Annotated in this window: 16 protein-coding genes; 6 read left to right on the plus strand and 10 right to left on the minus strand. The window is 71.9% G+C overall.

Features of this window, described 5'->3' with window-relative positions:
- Positions 1-26 precede the first annotated feature (26 nt).
- From murD to rsmH, 7 genes are read right to left on the minus strand one after another with little or no spacing between them, the layout of a single operon-like run.
- Positions 27-1,436 (minus strand): UDP-N-acetylmuramoyl-L-alanine--D-glutamate ligase, encoded by a 1,410-nt coding sequence (gene murD, locus ACFXBC_RS15385; protein ID WP_385023684.1) that lies wholly within the window; start codon positions 1,434-1,436, stop codon positions 27-29.
- Positions 1,433-2,503 carry a phospho-N-acetylmuramoyl-pentapeptide-transferase gene (mraY, locus tag ACFXBC_RS15390; RefSeq protein WP_385023686.1) on the minus strand — a complete coding sequence of 357 codons (1,071 nt, stop codon included), beginning with the start codon at positions 2,501-2,503 and terminating at the stop codon, positions 1,433-1,435. The genes murD and mraY overlap by 4 nt, the downstream gene beginning before the upstream one ends.
- The gene (gene murF, locus ACFXBC_RS15395) at positions 2,500-3,921 is read right to left on the minus strand and encodes a UDP-N-acetylmuramoyl-tripeptide--D-alanyl-D-alanine ligase (protein ID WP_385023688.1); all 1,422 of its coding nucleotides are present in this window, start codon (positions 3,919-3,921) and stop codon (positions 2,500-2,502) included. Before murF ends, mraY begins: the two co-directional genes overlap by 4 nt.
- 4 nt (positions 3,922-3,925) lie before the next feature.
- Positions 3,926-5,602, minus strand: a complete 1,677-nt coding sequence (locus tag ACFXBC_RS15400; protein WP_385023690.1) for a UDP-N-acetylmuramoyl-L-alanyl-D-glutamate--2,6-diaminopimelate ligase — start codon at positions 5,600-5,602, stop codon at positions 3,926-3,928.
- Positions 5,603-5,616: 14 nt separating this feature from the next.
- Complete coding sequence (locus ACFXBC_RS15405; RefSeq protein WP_385023692.1) at positions 5,617-7,593, minus strand: peptidoglycan D,D-transpeptidase FtsI family protein; 1,977 nt, start codon at positions 7,591-7,593, stop codon at positions 5,617-5,619.
- 4 nt (positions 7,594-7,597) lie between these two features.
- Positions 7,598-8,107, minus strand: a complete 510-nt coding sequence (locus ACFXBC_RS15410; protein ID WP_385023694.1) for a hypothetical protein — start codon at positions 8,105-8,107, stop codon at positions 7,598-7,600.
- A complete protein-coding gene (gene rsmH, locus ACFXBC_RS15415; protein WP_385023696.1) occupies positions 8,104-9,060 on the minus strand; it encodes a 16S rRNA (cytosine(1402)-N(4))-methyltransferase RsmH in 957 nt (318 codons plus the stop codon). The genes ACFXBC_RS15410 and rsmH overlap by 4 nt, the downstream gene beginning before the upstream one ends.
- Before the next feature lie 435 nt (positions 9,061-9,495).
- Between rsmH and ACFXBC_RS15420 the strand changes: the two genes are divergently transcribed.
- The 4 genes from ACFXBC_RS15420 (at position 9,496) to ACFXBC_RS15435 (ending at position 15,276) form a co-directional block, all read left to right on the plus strand.
- The gene (locus ACFXBC_RS15420; protein WP_385023698.1) at positions 9,496-10,077 is read left to right on the plus strand and encodes a beta-class carbonic anhydrase; all 582 of its coding nucleotides are present in this window, start codon (positions 9,496-9,498) and stop codon (positions 10,075-10,077) included.
- Between the two features lie 257 nt (positions 10,078-10,334).
- The gene (locus tag ACFXBC_RS15425; protein ID WP_385023700.1) at positions 10,335-11,339 is read left to right on the plus strand and encodes an AAA family ATPase; all 1,005 of its coding nucleotides are present in this window, start codon (positions 10,335-10,337) and stop codon (positions 11,337-11,339) included.
- Positions 11,339-12,862: a DUF58 domain-containing protein gene (locus tag ACFXBC_RS15430; protein WP_385023702.1), complete on the plus strand. Its 1,524-nt coding sequence runs from the start codon at positions 11,339-11,341 to the stop codon at positions 12,860-12,862. Before ACFXBC_RS15425 ends, ACFXBC_RS15430 begins: the two co-directional genes overlap by 1 nt.
- Positions 12,859-15,276, plus strand: coding sequence for a DUF3488 and DUF4129 domain-containing transglutaminase family protein (locus ACFXBC_RS15435; protein WP_385023704.1), 2,418 nt, complete (start codon positions 12,859-12,861; stop codon positions 15,274-15,276). Before ACFXBC_RS15430 ends, ACFXBC_RS15435 begins: the two co-directional genes overlap by 4 nt.
- Positions 15,277-15,471: 195 nt before the next feature.
- On the opposite strand, the gene ACFXBC_RS15440 is transcribed toward ACFXBC_RS15435, so the two are convergent.
- From ACFXBC_RS15440 to ACFXBC_RS15450, 3 genes are all read right to left on the minus strand, one after another.
- Complete coding sequence (locus tag ACFXBC_RS15440; RefSeq protein WP_385023706.1) at positions 15,472-15,870, minus strand: DUF3040 domain-containing protein; 399 nt, start codon at positions 15,868-15,870, stop codon at positions 15,472-15,474.
- A gap of 248 nt (positions 15,871-16,118) precedes the next feature.
- A complete protein-coding gene (locus ACFXBC_RS15445) occupies positions 16,119-16,877 on the minus strand; it encodes a methyltransferase (protein WP_385023707.1) in 759 nt (252 codons plus the stop codon).
- Between the two features lie 93 nt (positions 16,878-16,970).
- On the minus strand, positions 16,971-17,555 hold the full coding sequence (locus ACFXBC_RS15450; RefSeq protein WP_385023728.1) for an SAV_6107 family HEPN domain-containing protein: 585 nt from the start codon (positions 17,553-17,555) through the stop codon (positions 16,971-16,973).
- A 398-nt stretch (positions 17,556-17,953) separates the two neighbouring features.
- On the opposite strand from ACFXBC_RS15450, the gene ACFXBC_RS15455 reads away from it, so the two are divergent.
- Together ACFXBC_RS15455 and ACFXBC_RS15460 are read left to right on the plus strand one after the other, a co-directional pair.
- Entirely contained in the window at positions 17,954-18,844 is an 891-nt protein-coding gene (locus tag ACFXBC_RS15455; protein ID WP_385023709.1) for an ATP-binding cassette domain-containing protein, read from the plus strand.
- Positions 18,816-20,900 carry a YhgE/Pip family protein gene (locus ACFXBC_RS15460; RefSeq protein ID WP_385023711.1) on the plus strand — a complete coding sequence of 695 codons (2,085 nt, stop codon included), beginning with the start codon at positions 18,816-18,818 and terminating at the stop codon, positions 20,898-20,900. The genes ACFXBC_RS15455 and ACFXBC_RS15460 overlap by 29 nt, the downstream gene beginning before the upstream one ends.
- The last annotated feature ends 30 nt before the right edge of the window (positions 20,901-20,930 follow it).

The following is a 20,930-nucleotide window of genomic DNA, read 5'->3' on the forward strand; positions in this document are numbered from 1 at the left end:
CGCGGGGCCGTACGGCCGGACAGACCCTAGCCGTTCTCGGCGGCCAACTCGCGTACCGCGTCGGCGAATGCCTCGCCACGCTTGTTGTAGTTGGCGAACATGTCCATGGAGGCACAGGCCGGGGCCAGCAGGACCGTGTCCCCCGGACGGGCGAGCCGTGCCGCCTCCCGGACCGCCGCTGACATGGCCCCAGTGTCGGTCCGGTCGAGGTCGACCACCGGTACCTCCGGGGCGTGTCGCGCCAGGGCTTCGGCGATGAGCGCCCGCTCGGCGCCGATCAGCACGACGCCCCGCAGCCGCTTCGCCGCCCCCTCGACCAGCTCGTCGAAGCTCGCGCCCTTGGCGAGGCCGCCCGCGATCCAGACAATCGGATCGTAGGCCGCCAGTGAGGCTTCGGTGGCATGGGTGTTGGTGGCCTTGGAGTCGTCGATGTACGCGACATCCGCGACGTCGGCCACCTTCTCGATCCGGTGCGGATCGGGCCGGAAGGCGCGGAGCCCGTCACGTACGGCCGCGGGCGCCACGCCGTACGCGCGGGCCAGCGCCGCCGCCGCGAGGGCGTTGGCGATGTTGTGCGGGGCCGGCGGGTTGACGTCGGAGACCTCGGCCAGCTCCTGGGCCTGCGTCTGCCGGTTCGCGACGAAGGCCCGGTCGACCAGGATGCCGTCGACCACGCCGAGCTGTGAGGGCCCGGGGGCACCGAGGGTGAAGCCGATGGCCCGGCAGCCCTCCTCCACGTCGGCCGCGCGGACCAGGTCCTCGGTGGCCGGGTCCGCGGCGTTGTAGACGCAGGCGACGGTGTTGCCCTCGTAGACCCGGCCCTTGTCGGCCGTGTACGCCGCCATCGAGCCGTGCCAGTCGAGGTGGTCGGGGGCCAGGTTGAGCACGGCCGCCGAGTGGACACGCAGGCTGGGCGCCCAGTGCAGCTGGTAGCTGGAGAGCTCCACGGCCAGTACGTCGTACTCCTGGTCGCCGAGTACGGCGTCGAGCAGCGAGACGCCGATGTTGCCGACGGCCTCGGTGCGCAGCCCGGCGGCGCGCAGAATCGAGGCGAGCATCCGTACGGTCGTGGTCTTGCCGTTGGTGCCGGTGACCGCGAGCCAGGGGGCCGCGTCCGGACCCCGCAGCTGCCAGGCGAGTTCGACGTCGCCCCAGACCGGCACGCCTGCTTCGGCCGCCGCCAGGAAGAGCGGTTTGCCGGGGCTCCAGCCGGGTGCGGTGACGACCAGTTCGGTGCCGTCGGGCAGCGTCGCCCCGTCGCCGAGGCGCACCGTGATGCCCAGCGCGGTGAGTTCGGCGGCCTGCGCGCGGGCGCGCTCGTCGTCGCCCTCGTTGACGACGGTGACCTCGGCGCCGAGGCCGTGCAGGGCGCGCGCCGCCGGAAGCCCGGAGACACCCATGCCAGCCACGGTGACGCGCTTGCCCTGCCAGTTCACTTGGCGGCCGCCCAGCCCGCGTAGAAGAGTCCGAGACCGACGATCACGCACATGCCCTGGATGATCCAGAAGCGGACCACGACAAGGACTTCGGACCACCCCTTGAGTTCGAAGTGGTGCTGGAGCGGTGCCATCTTGAAGACACGCTTGCGGGTCAGCTTGAACGAGCCGACCTGGATCACGACGGACATGGTGATCAGGACGAAGAGGCCGCCGAGGATGGCCATCAGGAACTCGGTGCGCGAGCAGATGGCGAGCCCGGCGAGCGCGCCGCCCAGCGCCAGCGAACCGGTGTCACCCATGAAGATCTTGGCGGGTGAGGTGTTCCACCACAGGAAGCCGAAGCAGGCGCCCATCAGGGCCGACGCGACGACCGCCAGGTCGAGTGGGTCTCTCACCTCGAAGCAGGCGCTGGGGTTGGTCAGGGTCGCCGCGTTGGCGCAGGACTCCTGGAACTGCCAGACACCGATGAAGGTGTACGCGCCGAAGACCATCACCGATGCACCGGTGGCGAGGCCGTCGAGGCCGTCGGTGAGGTTCACCCCGTTCGACATGGCCAGGATCATGAACAGCGCCCAGACGACGAAGAGCACGGGCCCGATCGACCAGCCGAAGTCCGAGACGAAGGAGAGCTTGGTGGAGGCCGGTGTGTAGCCGCGCGAGTCCTTGAACATCAGGGCGAGTACGGCGAAGGCGATACCGACGATCAGCTGGCCGGCCATCTTCGCCTTGGCCCGCAGGCCCAGCGAGCGCTGCTTGACGATCTTGATGTAGTCGTCGAGGAAGCCGACCAGGCCCATCCCCGTCATCAGGAAGAGCACCAGCACACCCGAGAACGTCATCGGGTCGCCGGTGATCAGCTTGGTGGCGAGGTAGGCGATGACCGTGGCCAGGATGAAGGCGATACCACCCATGGTCGGCGTGCCGCGCTTGCCGTGGTGGCCGCGCGGCCCGTCGTCCCGGATGAACTGCCCGTACCCCTTGCGGGCAAGGAGTTTGATCAGCAGCGGTGTGCCGACCAGGGTGAGGAAGAGTCCGATGACTCCCGAGAAGAGAATCTGCTTCATCGGGCGGCGACCTCGCCCTCGGTACCACCTTCGAGCAGCGCGGACGCCACCTGCTCCAACCCCACCGACCTGGACGCCTTCACCAGCACGACGTCTCCCTCACGCAGTTGACTGCGCAACAGGTCGACGGCCGCCTGCGCGTCGGACACGTGCACCGACTCCTCACCCCACGAACCCTCGTTATAGGCGCCCAGTTGCAGCCAGGACGCTTCCACACCCCCGACTGCCACGAGCTTGCTCACGTTGAGCCGGACGGCGAGCCGTCCGATCGCGTCGTGCTCGGCGAGTGACTCGTCACCGAGCTCGGCCATCTGGCCGAGCACCGCCCACGTACGTCCCCCCCTGGCCTGTGCGCCTTGGCCCATGGCCGCCAGCGCGCGCAGCGCGGCGCGCATGGATTCGGGGTTCGCGTTGTAGGCGTCGTTGACAACCGTCACACCGTCCGGACGCTCGGTGACCTCCATGCGCCAGCGGGAGAGCGAGCCAGCTTCGGAGAGCGCCGTTGCGATCTCGTCAGCGGACATGCCCAACTCATGTGCGACGGCGGCCGCGGCAAGCGCGTTCGACACGTGGTGCTCACCGTACAGGCGCAAGGTCACATCGCTGCACCCGGTGGGTGTGTGCAGCGTAAATGCGGCCTGTCCGGTCTCGGTGAGGCGGACATTCTCTCCCCGTACGTCCGCTTCATCCGCCTCTCCGAAGAGCAGGAGGCGCGCTTTGGTACGGGAGGACATGGCCCGTACGAGAGGGTCGTCGGCGTTGAGCACGGCGACGCCATGCTCCGGAAGCGACTCGACCATCTCGCCCTTGGCCTGGGCGATCTGCGCACGCCCGCCGAACTCCCCGATGTGCGCGGTCCCGACGTTGAGCACGAGACCGGTCTTCGGCGGCACCAGGCTGGTGAGGTAGCGGATGTCGCCGATGTAGCGCGCGCCCATTTCGAGCACCAGGTAGCGGGTGCTCTCGTCGGCGCGCAGCGCGGTGAGCGGCAGGCCGATCTCGTTGTTGAGATTGCCTTCCGGGTAGACCGTCGGGCCCTTGCGCTCCAGGAGCTGGGCGATCAGGTCCTTGGTCGACGTCTTGCCGGCCGAGCCGGTGAGCGCGACGACCTCGGTGCCGAGACGCTCCACGACGGTACGCGCGAGCGTCCCGAGCGCGGCGGTCACGTCGGGCACCACGATGGCGGGTACGCCGACGGGCCGGGTGGCCAGCACGGCCGCCGCCCCGGCTTCGGCGGAACTCCGCGCGTAGTCGTGGCCGTCGACGCGTTCACCGGCGAACGCGACAAAGAGACTGCCGGGCCGCACCGCGCGGGAGTCGGTGACGACAGGGCCGGTGACCAGGACGGACGGATCCGGTATGTCGTGCGGCTGCCCGCCGATGATGTCGGCGATCTCGGCGAGTGAAAGGGCGATCACTTGGTCATCCCTGACTGTTGTTCTCGGTTGCTGCGCGCTCGATTGCTGCGCGGAGGACCTGGCGGTCGTCGAAGGGGCGTACCACTCCGGCGATGTCCTGGCCCTGCTCATGGCCCTTGCCTGCGACCAGCACGGTGTCCCCTGGCCTGGCCCGGGCCACCGCGGCGGCGATGGCCGCCGCGCGGTCGGAGTCGATCAGGACGTCGCCGCGCTCGTGCACCGGCACCTCGGCGGCGCCGGCGATCATCGCGGCGAGGATCGCAAGGGGGTCCTCGCCACGCGGGTTGTCGGAGGTCAGTACGGCGGTGTCGGCGAGGCGGGCCGCCGCCGCGCCCATCGGGCCGCGCTTGGTCTGGTCTCGGTCGCCGCCGCAGCCGAGCACGATGAGGAGCCGGCCCTCGGTGACCTTGCGCAGGGCGCGCAGCACCGACTCGACGGCGTCCGTCTTGTGCGCGTAGTCGACGACGGCGAGATAGGGCTGTCCGGCGTCCACCCGCTCCAGCCTGCCCGGCACCCCGGGGACGGCCGCGACGCCGTCGGCCGCGGTCTGCGGGTCGATGCCCGCGACGGCGAGGGTGACGATCGCGGCGAGCGTGTTGGCCACGTTGAAGGGCCCGGCCAGCGGGGAGGTGGCGGCGATGCGCTGCCCCTGCGGTCCCACGGCGGTGAAGGTGCTGGTGAACAGGGCGACTTCGACGTCCTCGGCCCGCCAGTCGGCGTCCGGGTGGCCCTCGGCGGAGAAGGTGGTGATGGGGACGGTCGCCTCGTCGACGAGCCTGCGGCCGTACTCGTCGTCGTAGTTGACGACACCGACCCTGCTGCGCAGCGGGGTGAAGAGCTGGGCCTTGGCCTGGAAGTAGTCCTCCATCCCGGAGTGGAACTCCATGTGCTCCGGGCTGAGGTTGTTGAAGACCGCCACGTCGAAGACGCAGCCGTCGACCCGGCCGAGCACCAGCGCGTGGCTGGAGACCTCCATGGCGACCGTGTCGACCCCGCGCTCGCGCATGACAGCGAACAGCGCCTGGAGATCGGTGGCTTCGGGGGTGGTGCGCTCGGACTTGATGCGCTCGTCGCCGATCCGCATCTCGACCGTGCCGATCAGGCCGCTGAGATGCCCGGCGGCCCGGATGCCGCCCTCGACCAGATAGGCGGTGGTGGTCTTGCCGGATGTGCCGGTGATGCCGATCTGGAGGAGGTCGCGGCCGGGGTGGCCGTAGATCTCGGTGGCCAGTTCGCCCATCACGGCCCGCGGGTCGGGGACGGTCAGTACGGGAAGCCCGGTGGCCTCGGCCCGTTCGGTGCCCGTGGGGTCCGTGAGTACCGCGGCGGCTCCGAGACCCGCGGCCTGCTCGACGAAGTCGGCGCCGTGCAGCCGGGCGCCGGGAAGAGCGGCGTACAGATCTCCGGGGCGGACCGCGCGCGAGTCGTGGGTGATGCCGGTGACCTCGGCACCGCCGCCGGGTGACGCGATGCCCAGTCGTCCTGCCAGATCCCCCAGGGGGGTCGGTCGGACCTCGGCCGGACGGGGTGCTCCCGGATAGGTCACAGAAGGGTCTTTCTGGGCGATTTGGTACTGATCAGCGTGTGGCACGGCGGTGAGCGTACCGGGCGTACCGGGCTCCCCGCGAAGTGAGGGTCCGGGGGGCTTCCGGTTCCCCGGCTCCGGGGTGATGGTCGTCACTGATGGTTCCTGAGTCACTCGTGGGGGTCGAAGGTGACCGGGATGGGGTCGGCCTTCTTGCCGGTCGGCGGGGTCTGGAGGGTCTTGAGGGCGAACTCCATGACTTTCTTGTAGACATGGCCGCAGGTGGGGCCGCCGAAGTGGCTTCCGCTGGTCGGGTTCTGGATGGCGCAGTAGACGGTGACGCGGGGTTTGTCGGCGGGAGCGAAGCCCGCGAAGGAGGCGGTGTATCCGCTGTAGCGGCCGGTCTTCGGGTCCACCCGGTTGGCCGTCCCGGTCTTGCCCGCGACCCGGTAGCCGGGGATCCGGGCGGAGACGCCGGTGCCCTCCACATCGGTGACGACGGACTCCAGCATCTGCGAGACGGTCTTCGCCGTACGTTCGCTCACGACCCGGGTCCGCTTCGGGGCGGGGGACGGGGTGAAGCGGCCGTCGGGGCCCTTGGTGCCGCTGATCAGCGAGGGCTCCACCCGTACGCCGCCGTTGGCGATCGTGGAGTACACGGAGGCCGCCTGGAGTGCGCTGAGCGAGAGCCCCTGGCCGAACGGGATCGTGTACTGCTGGGACGTCGACCAGTCCTGCGGCTTGGCCAGGATCCCCGAGGTCTCGCCGGGGAAGCCGACCCCGCTCGGGCTGCCGATGCCGAACTTGCGCAGGTAGGAGTAGAGGACCCTGTTGGCCTCGGGCTGGGTCTTGCCGAGCTGGCCGGCGGCCTCGATGGTGCCGATGTTGCTGGACTTCGCGAGCACCCCGTTGAGCGTCAGGGACCAGGTGTCGTGGTCGACGTCGTCCTTGAAGAGCCGGTCCCCGCGGTGCAGCCGGTTGGGGACGGTCACATGGGTCGTGGGCGTGGCCACCCCCTGCTGGATGATGGCGGCCATCGACATGATCTTGCTGGTGGAGCCAGGCTCGAAGGCGTCCTGGACCGCGGCGTTGCCGAGCGCGGAGGGGTCGGCGTGGGTCAGGTCGTTGGGGTCGAAGCCGGGCGCGTTGGCCATGGCGAGGACCTGTCCGCTCCTGGTGTCCTGCACCACCACATAGCCGCGGTCGGCCTTGGACTCCTTGACCTGAGCGGCGATCGCGCTCTGCGCGGCCCACTGGATGTCGCGGTCCAGGGTCAGCTGGACGTCCGAGCCCGGGACGGCCGGCTTCTCGCTGGCGCCGGCGGTCGGCACCGTACGGCCGCCCGACTGCGCGTAGGTGACCTTGCCGTTGCGGCCCGCCAACTCCTTGTTCAGCGAGGACTCCAGGCCGCCGGCGCCCTGGCCGGCCGAGTTGACCCAGCCGAGCACCCCGGCGGCGAGATCACCGTTCGGATACACCCGTTTGGTGCTGGGCTCCTGGAAGACCCCGGCGATCACGTTGGCGCCCTTGCCGCCCTTGGCCTTGTCCGCTGCCGCCTTCTGCGCGAAGACGCCCTTCAGGTCCTTGATCTGGTTCCAGACCTGCGGGGTCTGCCGGCTCGCGAGGAGCACATAGCGGGTGTCGGGCGTCCTGAGCTTCCTGGCGATCGTCTCGGCGTCCTCGTCGAGGATCGGCGCGAGCAGTGCGCCCGCCTGCTCGGGGGCGTCGGTCGCGTGGCTCTGGGCGCGGCTGAACATCGTCGGGTCGGCCGTGATGTCGTACGCGTCGACGCTGGCGGCCAGGGCCACACCGCTGCGGTCGGTGATCTCCCCGCGCTCGGCGGTCAGCGTGTGGCTCAGATAGCGGTTCTTGTCGGCCTTGGTCGTGTAGGCGCTGGCGTCGACGGCCTGGACCTGGAGCAGCCGTACGACGAAGACCGCCATCACGAGCGTCAGGGCGAGGCTGACGAGCCGCAGCCGGGGGCGCGGACTGCCGAGCCGCAGCTTCCGGGGGCCGCCCGGCCGCCCGGAGCGCGGGCGGCGCTGCGCCGGGCGTGCGGTCCGCGCCGGGCGCGCCGTCCGCGCGGCGGGCCGGGCCGGGCGTGCGGGGCCCGGTACGCGGCGGCGCGGGGGTTCCTTGGACGGCACTGCGTCACCTGCCGGGGGTCGGGGTCGGCGATGTTGTCGTGCCCGTCGGCGTGGCCGGCACGGAGGGGGCGCCGTCCGACGGAGTCGTGGCCGGTGCCGAGGAGGTGGGGGACGGCGTCGAGGTGGGCGAAGGGGGCGCGGGCCGCGCCGTGGACTCCTCGGCGCGGCCCAGGACCTTGCCGTCGGGGCCGAGGAAGGCGGGGCCGCCGCCCGGCACCATGCCGAGTTCGCGGGCCCGCTTCTCCAGCGCACCGGGCGCGGCACGGCCGTCGACGTCCCGCTGCAGGGCCTGTTCCTCGTCGGTCAGCTCGGTGATCTTCTTCTGGTCCTTGCTGAGCCTGAAGGAACCTTCGTTCAGCGCCGAGTTGAGCAGCAGAAGCGTGATCAGACCTCCCCCGAGCAGCACGACGACCAGCAGGACGAAGGGCATCCTGGCCGCCCGGCCCGGTCCGGCGGGCAGCAGTGCGGCGAGGCGCGCGGCCCGGCCCTTGAGCTGCCGGGGCGGCTTGCTCACAGCGCCTCCTCGCGGATGCGCTGCGCACCCCGCAGCCTGGCGGGCGCCGCGCGCCGGTTCTCCGCGACCTCCTCCTCCGCAGGGAGTTCCGCGCCGCGGGTGAGGAGTTTGAGGCGCGGCTGGAAGCGCTCGGGCACCACCGGCAGACCGGCGGGTGCCGTGTTGGCGGCGCCTGCCGCGAAGACCTGTTTGACCAGCCGGTCCTCAAGCGAGTGGTAGGAGAGGACGGCGATGCGCCCGCCCACCGCGAGGGACTTCACCGCGGCCGGGACAGCCCGCTCCAGAACGGTGAGTTCGCCGTTGACCTCGATACGCAGCGCCTGGAAGGTGCGTTTGGCCGGGTTGCCTCCGGTGCGCTTGGCGGCCTGCGGCAGGGAGTCGCGGATCAGGTCGACCAGCCGGGCGCTGTTGGTGAAAGGCTCCCGCTCACGCTCCCGTACGACAGCGGAGACGATGCGTTTGGCCTGCTTCTCCTCGCCGTACGCGCGCAGGATCCGGACCAGTTCGCCGGGCGGGTAGGTGTTCAGCACCTCGGCCGCGCCCATGCCGGTCGTCTGGTCCATCCGCATGTCGAGCGGGGCGTCCTGGGCGTAGGCGAAACCGCGGTCGGCCTCGTCCAGCTGCATCGACGAGACACCGAGGTCGAAGAGGACTCCCTGGACGCGCGGGACCCCGAGCCGGTCCAGGACCTCGGGCAGTTCGTCGTAGACGGCGTGCACCAGGGTGGCCCGGTCGCCGTACGGAGCGAGCCGCTCGCCGGAGAGCCGCAGGGCCTCCTTGTCCCGGTCGAGCGCGATCAGCCGGGCCGCGGGGAAGGTCGAGAGCAGCGCCTCGCTGTGGCCGCCGAGGCCCAGGGTGCAGTCGACGACGACCGCCCCGGGCTGGGCGAGGGCCGGGGCCAACAGGTCCAGGCATCGCTGGAGCATCACCGGGACATGTCGGGACTGGCTCATGCGCCCTCTCAGGTACGGCGCGGTCGGACGTACTGCCAGGTCCCCGCCCGCTCGGAAGGGGACGGTCCGCCGGCGCCGGGAAGGGCGTCGGCCGGCCGGCGAGCGGGAGAGGGCCGAGCCGTACGTACGCCGCGCATGCGCGGGTGTTGCGCGGGTGTGCGGGGTGTGTCCGTCAAGCAGGTGTGCCTGCGGTGAGTGACCGTGAGGAGTGCGCCCGTGCAGGACGTGACGACGCTCACGCCTCCCACTTCGCGCCACTTTAGTCCACTCGTCCCCCCGGTCAATCAACCGCCCAGCGTGCCGCGGGCTCCGGTTTTCACCCGGACGGGGTACTGGTCCCGTCGGCTGTGGATTAGGTCACAGCAGTCCGGGTTGACACTCTTTTCCGGGCCCCCTGACAGGACCGTTCGATCAACGGCGGCTACCGTCATACGCATGTCGACTGCTGCGCACTCTCCCGCAGAACCCAGCCCCTCCCGTCCGCACCCGTCCGTGCCTGACGGCGGAACGGTGACCGACCGGCTCGTCGAGGCCAACCGGCAGTACGCCGGGGCGTTCGAGGATCCCGGTATGGACGCACGCCCCGTACTCCAGGTGGCCGTGGTCGCGTGCATGGACGCCAGGCTCGACCTGCACAAGGCCCTCGGACTCGACCTCGGCGACTGCCACACGATCCGCAACGCGGGCGGTGTGGTCACCGATGACGTCATCCGGTCGCTGACGATCAGCCAGCGCGCCCTGGGCACCCGGAGCGTGGTCCTGATCCACCACACCACGTGCGGTCTGGAGAGCCTCACCGAGGACTTCCGGGTCGAGCTGGAGGAGGAGGTCGGGCAGCGTCCGGCGTGGGCGGTGGAGTCCTTCCGCGATGTCGACCAGGACGTGCGCCAGTCGATGCAGCGGGTGCGGACCTCTCCGTTCCTGCTGCACACCGAGGATGTGCGGGGCTTCGTCTTCGATGTGCGGGAGGGCCTCCTGCGCGAGATCGACCCGGCCGCCGGCGACTCCCAGGAGTGAGCCGCCGGGCTGCCGTTCGCACCCTCGAAGCAGGACGAAAATATGGCAACCCACGACATATCCCGCCCACTTGTCCACAGGCGAGTGACACGAAGCGGTAACGGCAACAACAATGCGGAGGCGGCACCTCGTCCGGATCGCTCCGGGCGGGGCGTCAGCTGTCCGGGGTTGGGCCGGGCCGTACGCGAGTGCCCCGGCCCGTGAATGGGGTATCCCCTGCTTCTCAGGAGCGCGGGAGTAGGGCCGAGGAGGGCCGGGTGACGACCTATGACGATCGAGCGAGCCTCACAGATCTGACGACCACGGCGGAGCGCGTCCGCGGGTCGGTGGAGGGTGTGATCGAGGGCAAGCCCGAGGTCGTACGGCTCTCGCTGACCGTGCTGCTCGCCGAGGGGCATCTCCTCATCGAGGATGTGCCGGGCGTCGGCAAGACCATGCTGGCCAAGGCGCTGGCCCGCAGCATCGACTGCTCGGTGCGGCGTATCCAGTTCACCCCCGACCTGCTGCCCTCGGACATCACCGGTGTCTCGATCTTCGACCAGCAGCGGCGCGACTTCGAGTTCAAGCCGGGGGCGATCTTCGCGCAGATCGTGATCGGTGACGAGATCAACCGCGCATCGCCCAAGACCCAGTCGGCACTGCTCGAATCGATGGAGGAGCGCCAGGTCACCATCGACGGGCAGACGTACGAGCTGCCCGGCCCGTTCATGGTGGTCGCCACGCAGAACCCGGTGGAGATGGAGGGCACCTACCCCCTCCCCGAGGCGCAGCGCGACCGGTTCATGGCACGGGTCTCGATCGGCTACCCGAGCGCCGAGGCCGAGCTGCGGATGCTCGATGTGCACGGCGGTGTCTCACCGCTCGACGACCTCCAGCCGGTGGCACACGCCCACGAGATCCTCAAGCTCATCGAAGCGGTGCGCGAGGTGCATGTCGCCGACGCGGTGCGCCGGTACGCGGTGCAGCTGGTGTCGGCCACCCGCAGCCACCCGGACCTCAGACTCGGCGCGTCACCGCGCGCCACCCTGCATCTGCTGCGGGCCGCCAAGGCGTCGGCCGCGCTGAGCGGCCGGGAGTACGCGCTGCCCGACGACGTCCAGGGGCTGGCCGTCGCGGTGCTGGCGCACCGGCTGCTGCCCACGGCCCAGGCTCAGTTGAACCGCCGTACCGCTGAGCAGGTCGTCCTGGAGATCCTCCAGCGGACGCCCGTTCCCGCGTACACGGCCTCCGGCGACCAGCGGCCCGGCGCCCGGCGGCTGTGATGGCCGCGGGGGGTGCTCCGACCGCCGCCGACGAGGAGGACGGGGGCCGGCTGCGCACCGCGCTGTCGGGGCTGACCACTCGGGGGCGGTCGTTCATCGCGGCGGGTGTCGCCGCCGGGGTCTGCGCGTATGTCCTGGGCCAGAGCGATCTGCTGCGAGTGGGACTGCTGCTCGCGGTGCTGCCGCTGGTGTGCGTGGCCGTGCTGTTCCGTACGCGGTACCGCGTCGCGGCCAGCAGACGTCTCTCCCCCGCCCGCGTTCCGGCGGGGTCCGAGTCCCGCGTCCATCTGCGGATGGACAACGTCTCGCGGCTGCCCACCGGGCTGCTGATGCTCCAGGACCGGGTGCCGTACGTGCTGGGGCCGCGGCCCCGTTTCGTACTGGACCGGGTGGAGGCGGGCGGGCGGCGCGAGGTGTCGTACCGGGTCCGGTCGGATCTGCGGGGCCGCTACCCGCTGGGGCCGCTCCAGCTGCGGCTCACGGACCCGTTCGGGATGTGCGAGCTGACCAGGTCGTTCAGCGCGCACGACGATCTGACGGTGATTCCCAGGACCGAGCCGCTGCCACCGGTCCGGCTGACCGGTGAGGCGGCCGGGTACGGGGACGGCAGACAGCGCTCGCTCGCACTGGCCGGCGAGGACGACGTGATCCCGCGCGGCTACCGGCACGGCGACGATCTGCGCCGGGTGCACTGGCGCTCCACCGCCCGCTACGGCGAACTGATGGTCCGCCGCGAGGAGCAGCCGCAGCGGGCGCGCTGCACGGTGCTGCTCGACACCCGCAGGACCGCCTATCTGGGCGCGGGGCCGGACTCGGCCTTCGAGTGGGCTGTCTCGGGTGCGGCGTCGGCGCTGGCGCACGTTCTCGAACGGGGCTTCTCGGTACGGCTGTTGACGGACACGGGCAGCTCGGTGCCGGGCGAGAGCTCGGGCGGATTCGCCGGGGCCACCCAGGAGTCCGCCGACTCCGCCGGGCTGATGATGGACACTCTCGCCGTCGTCGGGCACTCGGACGGGACCGGTCTCTCCCGTTCCTACGATGTGCTGCGCGGCGGGAACGAAGGGCTGCTGATCGCCTTCTTCGGCCGTCTCGACGAGGAGCAGGCCGCGGTGGCGGCCCGGATGCGGCAGCGCAGCGGGGCGGCCGTCGCCTTCGTACTGAACAGCGAAGCCTGGGTGTACGGGGAGGCGGAGCACGACACCCGGACGCTGCAACTGCTGCGGGATGTGGGGTGGACGGCGCTGGAGGCCGGGCCGGGGGCGGTGCTCGGCGAGCTGTGGCGCCGGGCCGGGCAGCAGCGCAGTGGTACGGGCCCGGCGGCCTGGCACGGCGGCACGGCGGGGGCGGGGAGCGGCACTCGGGCGACGGGGACGGGCGCGGCTCCGCCGGGAAGCGGCGCCGGAACGGTTGCCGGCGCCGGCAGGGGCACGGGTACGGGTACTGACAACGGCGGCATCGGCGCAGACACTGGCACCGGCGGCGCAGGCACAGGCACAGGCACAGGCACAGGGGGATGGTCATGAGCGGCCCTGCGCGACTGGCGTTGTGCGCCTACGCGGCCACCATGCTGGCCGCGTGCACGCTGCTGCCGCTGGTCCAGCCGGTCACCTGGATCATTCAGGCCGCCCTGCTGCTGGCGGTGCAGAGCGGGGTGGGCGCGCTGGCGCGACGGGTTCCGCTGGCGCGTCCGCTGACGGTGGCGGCGCAGGCGGTGGCCGCGCTGCTGATCCTCACGGTGGTCTTCGCACGGGGGCAGGCGCTCGGCGGCATCGTGCCCGGCCCGGAGGCCGTGGAGCATTTCGGGGCGATGCTGCGGGCGGGCGCCGACGACATAGGGCAGTACTCGATCCCGGCGCCGACGACGGTGAACATCCGGCTGATGCTGTTCGGCGGAGTGCTGGTGGTCGGGCTGCTGGTGGACACGCTGGCGGTGACGTTCCGGAGCGCCGCGTCGGCCGGACTGCCGCTGCTCGCGCTGTACTCGGTGGCGGCCGGTATCGCGCAGAACAGCGCCGCCTGGCTGTGGTTCGTCCTCGCGGCCGCCGGTTTCCTGCTGCTCCTGCTGGCCGAGAGCAGGGAGCGGCTCTCCCAGTGGGGGCGGGTCTTCGGCGGCTCGTCGCGCGGGCACGGAGCCGGGAATTCCGCGAGCCGTGGCGGCCCGTCGGCGCCGGTCCGTACGGGGCGGCGCATCGGGGCGGTGGCGCTGGGGTTCGCCCTGGTGGTCCCCGCGGCGCTGCCCGCGATGGACACCGGGCTGCTCGGCGGCGCGGGGCGCGGCACCGGCCCCGGGGGCGGCGGCGGGACGATCTCCGCGGTCAACCCGCTGGTCTCGCTGCAGAACAGCCTCACCCAGTCCGACGACCGCGAGGTGATGCGCTACCGCACCAACGCGGCCGACACCGACGGGATGTATCTGCGGATCGTCGCGCTCGACCAGTTCGACGGCACCTCCTGGAAGTCGTCGGAGCGCCGGATCAAGGACGTCCCGAAGGAGCTGCCCCGGCCGGAGGGGCTCGGCTCCGACGTGGCCACCACCGATGTGCGGACCAATATCTCGGCGGCCGGCTGGTACGCGCAGAACTGGCTGCCGCTCCCCTACCCGGCGACGAAGGTGGACATCAGGGGCCGCTGGCGCTACGAACCGGCCGGGCGGACACTCGTCGGCGACCGCGGGCAGACCACCCGGGGTGCGGAGTACGGCGTGGACAGCCTGGTCGTCCAGCCGACACCGGCCCAGCTCGCCTCGGCCCCGCCGCCGCCCGCGGCGCTGCTGCGGGAGTACACGGAGGTGCCCGGATCGCTGCCCGGCGTGGTGAAGTCGACCGCGGAGCAGGTGACGAAGGGCGCCGCCAACGACTACGAGCGCGCGGTCAGGATGCAGGACTGGTTCGCGTCGGAGGGCGGCTTCACCTACGACACCCAGGTGCAGTCGGGCACCGGTACCGACGCCATAGCCCGGTTCCTGAAGGAAAAGCAGGGCTTCTGCGTCCATTTCGCCTTCACGATGGCGGCGATGGCCAGGACGCTGCACATCCCGGCCCGGGTCGCGGTGGGCTTCACTCCGGGCACCGCTCAGCCGGACGGCACGATGTCGGTCGGGCTGCGCGACGCCCATGCCTGGCCCGAGCTGTACTTCCAGGGCGTGGGCTGGACGCGTTTCGAGCCGACACCCACCCGTGGCTCCGTACCCTCCTACACCCAGGCGGACCACTCGTCCGACGGTCCTGCGTCACCGGCGCAGCCCCGGGCCACGTCGTCGGCCGCGCCCGAGACGGCTCCGTCCGCGACGTCCTCCTGCCCGCCGCAGCTGCGCAAGCTCAGCGGGTGCGGGACGGCGGCGCAGGGCAGCGGCGTGCCGCCCGTCGACCGGGGCTCGGGCCACGGCGCCGCGGTGGGCGCGGGGCTGGCGCTGCTGCTGCTGGTGGTGGTCCTGCTGCTCCTGCTGCCGCTGTTCTGGCGGACCAGGGCGCGGGCCCGGCGGCTGGGGTCCGGCGGGCGGACACCGGAGGACGCCGCGGAGCGGACCCTGTCGGCCTGGCGGGAGATCACCGACTCGGCCTGGGACTACGGGCTCCAGCCGGACGACTCCCTGACCCCGCGCAAGTCGGCGGACCGGATCGTTTGGACCGGGCAGCTTGCGGGCCCGGCGGCCGACGCGGTCCACCGGGCCGCGCACGCGGTGGAGCAGGTGCTGTACGCGCCACGGGCCGGTGAGCCGGGCGGCCTCACGGATGACGTCCAGCTGATCAGGGCCGCGCTGCGGGCCGGTGCGGGCAGAACGGCACGGCTGCGGGCGACGCTGGCGCCGCGCTCGTCCGTACGGGTGGTCTGGGAGCTGTCCCGGCGCCGGGAGCATGCGGCGGACCGCTGGGGCCGGCGCCGTGCGGGGACGGCCCGGTGGGTGGCCCGTCTGCGGCCCTCCCGGCAACGCGGCTGAGCTCCTGCCCGCTGAGCCGGGCCGCCCGCTGAGCCCGCTGAGACGGTCCGTCCGCTGCCTCGGCCGCACATGGCTGAGGGGCGACCGCTTTCGGGCGGACGCCCCTCAGTCGCCGATTCCGTCGCGTACGTCCGGGTGGATCCGACTGCGTGGTGGACCCGCGTCCGCCGTGCGTCGCGCCGGTGAACGGACCGGTCAGTGCCCCTGTTCGTCGCGGCGGCGCTGCCACCGCTCCTCGATGCGGGTCATCACAGAACGGTGTTTCCTGGCCTGCCGGCCCGGGGCCGGGCCTCCGGCTCCGGCCTGTTGCTGTTCACCGGGCTTGGGCGCTTTGCGCCATCCGGTGACCGCAAGCACTGCGCAGCCGAGCATGACGAGGAACCCCACCACACTGATCCAGATCTGCTGGGCGACCATTCCCGCCATGAGGAGGGCGATACCCACCAGAAAGCCAGCGATCGCCTGGTACACCCGGCGACGGGTGTACGTACGCATCCCGCTTCCCTCAAGCGCTGTCGCGAACTTGGGATCTTCGGCGTACAGCGCTCGCTCCATCTGCTCGAGCATGCGCTGCTCGTGCTCCGAGAGCGGCACGGAGTCCTCCTACTCGTCGGTCGCGGGGTACGACCGTGATGCGGCCCTTTCAGAATAGGCAGGGATTCGCCCCCGTGAAACCCGCCCTCTACGCCAATTCACCATCCGGGCCGCCATGCAGGCACAGCTGTCGGGACGTGTTGTCCCCGACGGCCGGACCGTCATGCCGGATGGTTACCCCGATCATACGGGGACTAGCCCCCGTACGGGGGGCCTGATTGCCACTCCGTGCATCACTGCACCGCTGATCAGGCCTGCTTCTGGCCCAGAACGTGCAGTTGGGTGGCCACCGAGTGGAAGGCGGGCAGTTCCGCGGCGGCCGCTTCCAGCTTCAGCAGGGCTTCCAGGGCGCCCGGCTCGGTGTCGACCAGGACCCCGGGAACGAGGTCGGCGAAGACCCGTACACCGTGCACGGCACCGACCTCCAGACCGGCCGTGGTGACCAGCCCGGTGAGCTGTTCCGCGGTGAAGCGGCGGGGCACCGGGTCACCGTCGCCCCAGCGGCCCGCCGGGTCCGTCAGGGCCTGCCTGGCCTCACTGAAGTGCCCGGCGAGCGCACGGGCCAGGACGGCGCCGCCGAGCCCGGCGGCGAGCAGGCTGAGCGCACCGGAGGGGCGGAGGGCGTCCACCGCGTTCCTGACGCCCTCGGCCGGGTCCTCCACGTATTCGAGGACGCCGTGGCAGAGCACCGCGTCGTATCCGCCGCGCTCCGCCACGTCGAACAGGCCGAGCACATCGCCCTGCACCCCGCGCACCTGGTCGGCGACCCCGGCCTCGGCGGCCCTGCGCTCCAGGCCGAAGAGCGCGTTGGGGCTGGGGTCCACCACGGTGACCCGGTGGCCGAGGCGGGCGACGGGCACCGCGAAGTTCCCGGTGCCGCCGCCGGTGTCGAGCACGTCCAGGGCGGGCCGGCCGGTCGCTTCGGCCCTGCGGTCGAGGGCGTCCTTGAGTACGTCCCACACCACGGCGGTACGAAGGGAGGCGCGGGGGCGCAGCTGGTCCGACACGGCGGTTGACTCCTCGGCGCGGTGCCGCCGCGGACGGCGGGCCGTAGACAGCAAAGACTGGCTCCACCCTATTGCCTTCGAAGCTCCCGCTGGTCACCCCGTGTGCGGGCGCTCCGCACCGGTCTCCGGCAGCACCGGCTGGAGGGCGAGCAGCCGCTCGACCAGGCGCAGGAACATGGCCGCGTCGCGCAGCAGATCGTCGGCGTCGCGGCTGCACGCCGCGCCCGGTATGCCCGCCTCCGCCCTGGCCCGGCGGGCGGCACCGGAGGCGAAGAGGGCGCTCCACTCGGTCAGCTCGGGGGCGAGCTCCGGCAGCAGCTCCCAGGCGGTCCGTATGGCGTTCCTCCGGCGGGTGCCGCCTGTCTTCCGGCGCGGTACGGCCTCGGGCCTGGCGCGTGAGGCGAGGACCGCGGCTGCGGTGCGCAGTGCGGCCAGGTGGGCCGTGGCATACCGCTCGTTGGGTACGTCGAGCCCGGCGGCCTCCGCCAGGCCCGCGCGGGCCTGGGCCAGCAGGTCGAGAGCGGCGGCCGGGGCCGTGGTGCGGCGGGCCACCGGGTGGATGTCGCTCGCGGGGCCGCCCGGCGCGGAGCGGGCGGGCGGGACCGCGGCGGCCGGTGTGAAGAGAGCCGGAGCCCCCGGGGCCTGGGAGCGGGACGGGCCGCGGGACGCGGCGAGCACGCGGACCGGGGCGAGTGACGGGGCGGGCGCGGGGACGGACGGGCCGGCGGCCACCGGGGAGGCGGGGGCAGACGGGCCGGTGGGCGCGGGGGCGACCGCAGGTGCGGCGGGTGCGGCCACGGGGGCAAGTGAGGGGGCAGGGGCGGTGACACGGTGCCGGTGCGCTGGTGCGGCATTCGAGCTGGCCATGACGGAACCTCCTGTCGTCGTGTGACGGCGCTGTGGCCGTCTGTGTCCATCGTGCGGCCCACCACTGACAATCAGCCCTGACCTGGGCCTTTGCGAGGACCCCGGAAGGCAGCGTACTTTTTTGTACTGACCGGTCAGTTCATAGGTCGGCGCAGGACTGGCACGGGACTGGCACGGGACATGCGTATCGGCAGGCAGGGGAGGGTGTCGTGGACAGCCCGCACGGGGCAGCTGTCAGAGCGGAGAACCTGGGGCTCAAGGGCCCGTACGGCTGGGCCTTCCGCGGAGTGGATGTCGACGCGGAGCCCGGCGCGCTCATCGCGGTGGAGGGTCCGTCGGGCTCCGGGCGCACCTGTCTGCTCCTCGCCCTGACGGGCCGGATGCGGACGAGCGAGGGCCATGCCGAGGTGGCCGGGTTCCGGCTGCCCGGGAAACCGGCCGAAGTGCGCCGGATCAGCGCGCTGGGCCCGGTCCCGGGTGTCAGCGAGCTCGACCCCGCACTGACCGTCGACGAGCATCTGCGCGAGCGCGTCCTGCTGCAGCGCCGGTACAGCGGATCGCTCCGCGCTCTGCTGCGGCCCCGCTCCGAGCGACGGGCGGCGGCCCGCTCCCGTATCGGCACGGCGCTGGAGGCCGCCGGGCTGGACCCCGCCACGCTGCCCAAGCAGGGCAGGACCTCCGTACGGGATCTGGAGCGTCTCGAAGCGCTGCGGCTCTCGGTGGCGCTCGGCCTGCTGGGCGGTCCGCGGCTGCTCGCCGTGGACGACGCGGACCTCAAGCTCTCCGGCCCGGAACGGGACGCGGCCTGGGAGCTGCTGCGGTCCGTCGCGGCCAGTGGTGTCACCACACTCGCCGTCTGCAGCAGCGCGCCCGAAGGCGCGGTCACCGTCTCGACCCGGCCGGCCGCGGACCGGGCGGACACCGCGGACGCGCGGCAGCAGAAGACGAACGCCCGGCAGAAGAACGCGCAGCAGGCCGCCCAGCCGCAGGACGAGCCGCAGAAGAGCACGCAGACCGAGAAGGGCGCGGAGACCGTGAAGGACACCGGGACCGAGCAGGAAGGGGCGGCCGATGCGCTCGCCGAGACTGGCCGCCCTTGAGCTGAAGCGGTTCGGCAGGGGCAGGCTCCCGCGCGCCGCCCTCGTCGCGCTGCTGTTGCTGCCCCTGCTCTACGGCGCGCTCTACCTCTGGTCGTTCTGGGATCCGTACGGACGGCTCGACCGGATACCCGTCGCCCTGGTCAACGACGACCGGGGCGCCGAAGCCGCGGGCAAGAAGGTCCACGCGGGCGACGACATCACCCGGGGGCTGCGCGACAGCAAGGTCTTCGACTGGCACGAGACCAGCGCCGCCGATGCCCACCGGGGCGTCGAGGACGGCACGTACTACCTGTCGCTGACGCTGCCGGCCGACTTCAGCGAGCGGGTCGCGTCGAGCGCGGGCGAGTCCCCCGAGACCGGCGCCCTCCAGGTCCGGACGAACGACGCCAACAACTACATCGTCGGACAGCTCTCCCGGACGGTCTTCTCCGAGGTCAGGGCATCGGCGTCGACACATGCCTCCCGTACGTTCCTGGACCGTATCTATGTCTCGTTCGGCACGCTGCACGACCGGACGGCGAAGGCGGCCGACGGTGCGTCCGACCTCACCACGGGCCTCGGCAAGGCGCGGAAGGGTTCCGAGGACCTGGCGGACGGGCTGAAGGACGCGAAGGCCGGCAGCGGCAAGCTGGCCGGTGGCATCAAGAAGCTCGACAAGGGCTCGGCCGGTCTCCAGTCCGGCTCGAAGCAGGTCGCCGCGGGCACCCGGACCCTCGCGAAGAAGGTCAACGGCGCGGCGAGCGCCGTCCGCCCCTTCCTCAAGGACAACGGCAAGTCCATCGGTGACGCGGCCCGGCTGGTCTCCGACTCCACCCAGGTCGTACGGGACCACCTCGCCACCCTGGTGAAGGCGGCCCCGGTCGCGGCCAGGGCCGCCGCCACCGCCTCCACCGACCTCGACAGCGTCTACCGGGCACGCTGCCAGAGCGCGCCCGTCCCCGATCCGGCCTGCCCCCAGCTGAAGAAGGCCAAAAAGGCGGCAGCCGACACGGCGCGGATCGCGGGTGACGTCAACGGCCTCGTCCAGCAGCAGAACGGCGATCTGAAGAAGCTCGACGGGCAGCTCGCCACGCTCCAGAAGCAGGCGGACAGCCTGGCGGAGCACGCCCCGCACCTCGCGGGCGACCTGGACACGGCCGTGGGCAAGGTCAACGAGCTGGACAGCGGGGCCCACCGGGTCGCGAGCGGCGCGGCGAAGCTGCACACCGGGCTCTCGACGGCGAGGACCGGCGCCACCTCGCTGCACACCGGCGTCGGGAAGCTGAACACCGGCGCGCAGACCCTGCACAGCGGGATCGTCAAGCTCTCCGACGGTGCGGACACCCTCGCCACCGGTCTGCACGACGGGGTGTCCAAGATCCCCGACTACGACAAGCAGGACCGGGACAGGCGCACCGGAGTGATGGCCGATCCGGTGCAGCTGGCCTCCAAGTCGCTGCATGCGGCGCCCAATTACGGAACGGGCTTCGCCCCGTACTTCATCCCGCTCTCGCTCTGGGTGGGCGCGATGGTGGCGTACATGCTCATCCAGCCGCTCAGCAGGCGCGCGCTGGCGGTGGGCGCGTCGGCGTGGCGGATCACGTTCGCGGGCTGGCTCCCGGTGGCCGCGATCGGGGTGCTCCAGACCGCGGCGCTGATGGCCGTGCTGCACTGGGCGATCGGTCTGCAGCTGGCCCGCACCGCCGGGACCCTGGGCTTCCTGGCCCTGGTGACCTGCTGCTTCGCCGCGATCGTGCAGTGGCTCAACGCCCGCTTCGGAGCGGCCGGGCGCATCCTGGTGCTGGCGCTGCTGATGCTCCAGCTGACCTCGGCCGGCGGCACCTATCCGGTGCAGACGAGCCCGGCGTTCTTCAACGCCATCCACCCGTATCTGCCGATGAGTTACGTGGTCGAGGGGTTGCGCAGACTCATCACGGGCGGCGGCCTGGCCCCGGTCTGGACCGGCTCCGCCGTGCTCCTCGCCTTCACCGCGGGCGCCCTGGCGCTGACCGCCCTCTCGGCGCGGAGCAAGCAGATGTGGACCATGGAACGGCTGCATCCGGAGCTCAGCCTGTGAGCGAGATGGCCGGGGCCGGACGAGTCCTGT

Source organism: Streptomyces sp. NPDC059398, from assembly GCF_042751845.1.
Classification (GTDB): Bacteria; Actinomycetota; Actinomycetes; order Streptomycetales; family Streptomycetaceae; genus Streptomyces.